The sequence below is a fragment of the Vibrio sp. J2-4 genome (assembly GCF_021728155.1).
Classification (GTDB): domain Bacteria; phylum Pseudomonadota; class Gammaproteobacteria; order Enterobacterales; family Vibrionaceae; genus Vibrio; species Vibrio diabolicus.
In genome coordinates, this window is record NZ_JAKKCN010000030.1 from 1 (window position 1) to 3,036 (window position 3,036).

The 3,036-nt window shown below is 51.2% G+C and carries 1 rRNA gene; it reads left to right on the forward strand.

Annotation, left to right across the window (positions count from 1 at the left end):
• Window positions 1-94: 94 nt before the first annotated feature.
• Window positions 95-2,985, forward strand: a 23S ribosomal RNA gene (locus L3V32_RS25960).
• Window positions 2,986-3,036: the final 51 nt, after the last annotated feature.

Below are 3,036 nucleotides of genomic sequence, written 5' to 3' on the forward strand. Positions count from 1 at the left end.
TGAGTCCGGCAAAATCGAATGTCTCTCGCTCATTCAAATAATGAGAGACAACTTTGGTTGTTTAACTTCAATTCGAAACTCCTTCGGGTTGTATGGTTAAGTGACTAAGCGTACACGGTGGATGCCTTGGCAGTCAGAGGCGATGAAGGACGTATTAACTTGCGATAAGCCCAGATTAGGTAGTAAAAACCACTTGAGTCTGGGATTTCCGAATGGGGAAACCCACTTACATAAGTAAGTATCGTTATGTGAATACATAGCATAACGAGGCGAACCGGGGGAACTGAAACATCTAAGTACCCCGAGGAAAAGAAATCAACCGAGATTCCGAAAGTAGCGGCGAGCGAAATTGGACTAGCCCTTAAGCTTTATAGGCGTCAGGTGAACAAGCTGGAAAGCTTGGCGATACAGGGTGATAGCCCCGTAACTGACGACGCATATTCAGTGAAATCGAGTAGGGCGGGACACGTGATATCCTGTCTGAATATGGGGGGACCATCCTCCAAGGCTAAATACTACTGACTGACCGATAGTGAACCAGTACCGTGAGGGAAAGGCGAAAAGAACCCCTGTGAGGGGAGTGAAATAGAACCTGAAACCGTGTACGTACAAGCAGTAGGAGCAGGCTTTGTCCTGTGACTGCGTACCTTTTGTATAATGGGTCAGCGACTTATATTCAGTGGCAAGGTTAACCATCTAGGGGAGCCGTAGGGAAACCGAGTCTTAACTGGGCGTTCAGTCTCTGGATATAGACCCGAAACCAGGTGATCTAGCCATGGGCAGGTTGAAGGTTGAGTAACATCAACTGGAGGACCGAACCGACTAATGTTGAAAAATTAGCGGATGACTTGTGGCTAGGGGTGAAAGGCCAATCAAACCTGGAGATAGCTGGTTCTCCCCGAAAGCTATTTAGGTAGCGCCTCGGACGAATACTACTGGGGGTAGAGCACTGTTAAGGCTAGGGGGTCATCCCGACTTACCAACCCTTTGCAAACTCCGAATACCAGTAAGTACTATCCGGGAGACACACGGCGGGTGCTAACGTCCGTCGTGGAGAGGGAAACAACCCAGACCGCCAGCTAAGGTCCCAAATTACTACTAAGTGGGAAACGATGTGGGAAGGCTCAGACAGCCAGGATGTTGGCTTAGAAGCAGCCATCATTTAAAGAAAGCGTAATAGCTCACTGGTCGAGTCGGCCTGCGCGGAAGATGTAACGGGGCTAAGTAGTAAACCGAAGCTGCGGCAATGCACTTTAGTGCATTGGGTAGGGGAGCGTTCTGTAAGCGGTTGAAGGTGTGTGGTAACGCATGCTGGACGTATCAGAAGTGCGAATGCTGACATGAGTAACGATAAAGGGGGTGAAAAACCTCCTCGCCGGAAGACCAAGGGTTCCTGTCCAACGTTAATCGGGGCAGGGTAAGTCGACCCCTAAGGCGAGGCCGAAAGGCGTAGTCGATGGGAAACGGGTTAATATTCCCGTACTTCTTACAATTGCGATGGGGGGACGGAGAAGGCTAGGTGGGCCTGGCGACGGTTGTCCAGGTTCAAGTGCGTAGGCTGAAGAGTTAGGTAAATCCGGCTCTTCTTAAGGCTGAGACACGACGTCGAGCATCTACGGATGTGAAGTCATTGATGCCATGCTTCCAGGAAAAGCCTCTAAGCTTCAGATTGTAAGGAATCGTACCCCAAACCGACACAGGTGGTCGGGTAGAGAATACCAAGGCGCTTGAGAGAACTCGGGTGAAGGAACTAGGCAAAATGGTACCGTAACTTCGGGAGAAGGTACGCTCTCGACGGTGAAGTCCCTCGCGGATGGAGCTATTGAGAGTCGCAGATACCAGGTGGCTGCAACTGTTTATTAAAAACACAGCACTGTGCAAAATCGCAAGATGACGTATACGGTGTGACGCCTGCCCGGTGCCGGAAGGTTAATTGATGGGGTTAGACTTCGGTCGAAGCTCTTGATCGAAGCCCCGGTAAACGGCGGCCGTAACTATAACGGTCCTAAGGTAGCGAAATTCCTTGTCGGGTAAGTTCCGACCTGCACGAATGGCGTAATGATGGCCACGCTGTCTCCACCCGAGACTCAGTGAAATTGAAATCGCTGTGAAGATGCAGTGTACCCGCGGCTAGACGGAAAGACCCCGTGAACCTTTACTACAGCTTGGCACTGAACATTGACCCTACATGTGTAGGATAGGTGGGAGGCTTTGAAGCGCAGTCGCTAGATTGCGTGGAGCCGTCCTTGAAATACCACCCTTGTAGTGTTGATGTTCTAACGTCGACCCCTTATCGGGGTTGCGGACAGTGCCTGGTGGGTAGTTTGACTGGGGCGGTCTCCTCCCAAAGCGTAACGGAGGAGCACGAAGGTGGGCTAATCACGGTTGGACATCGTGAGGTTAGTGCAATGGCATAAGCCCGCTTGACTGCGAGAATGACAATTCGAGCAGGTGCGAAAGCAGGTCATAGTGATCCGGTGGTTCTGAATGGAAGGGCCATCGCTCAACGGATAAAAGGTACTCCGGGGATAACAGGCTGATACCGCCCAAGAGTTCATATCGACGGCGGTGTTTGGCACCTCGATGTCGGCTCATCACATCCTGGGGCTGAAGTCGGTCCCAAGGGTATGGCTGTTCGCCATTTAAAGTGGTACGCGAGCTGGGTTTAGAACGTCGTGAGACAGTTCGGTCCCTATCTGCCGTGGGCGTTGGAGAATTGAAAGGGGCTGCTCCTAGTACGAGAGGACCGGAGTGGACGAACCTCTGGTGTTCGGGTTGTGTCGCCAGACGCATTGCCCGGTAGCTAAGTTCGGGATCGATAACCGCTGAAAGCATCTAAGCGGGAAGCGAGCCTTGAGATGAGTTCTCCCTGATACTTTAAGTATCCTAAAGGGTTGTCGTAGACTACGACGTTGATAGGCAGGGTGTGTAAGCGTTGTGAGGCGTTGAGCTAACCTGTACTAATTGCCCGTGAGGCTTAACCATACAACACCCAAGGGGTTTTGATGGACTCAATGAAAGAACATTGAATGTGTA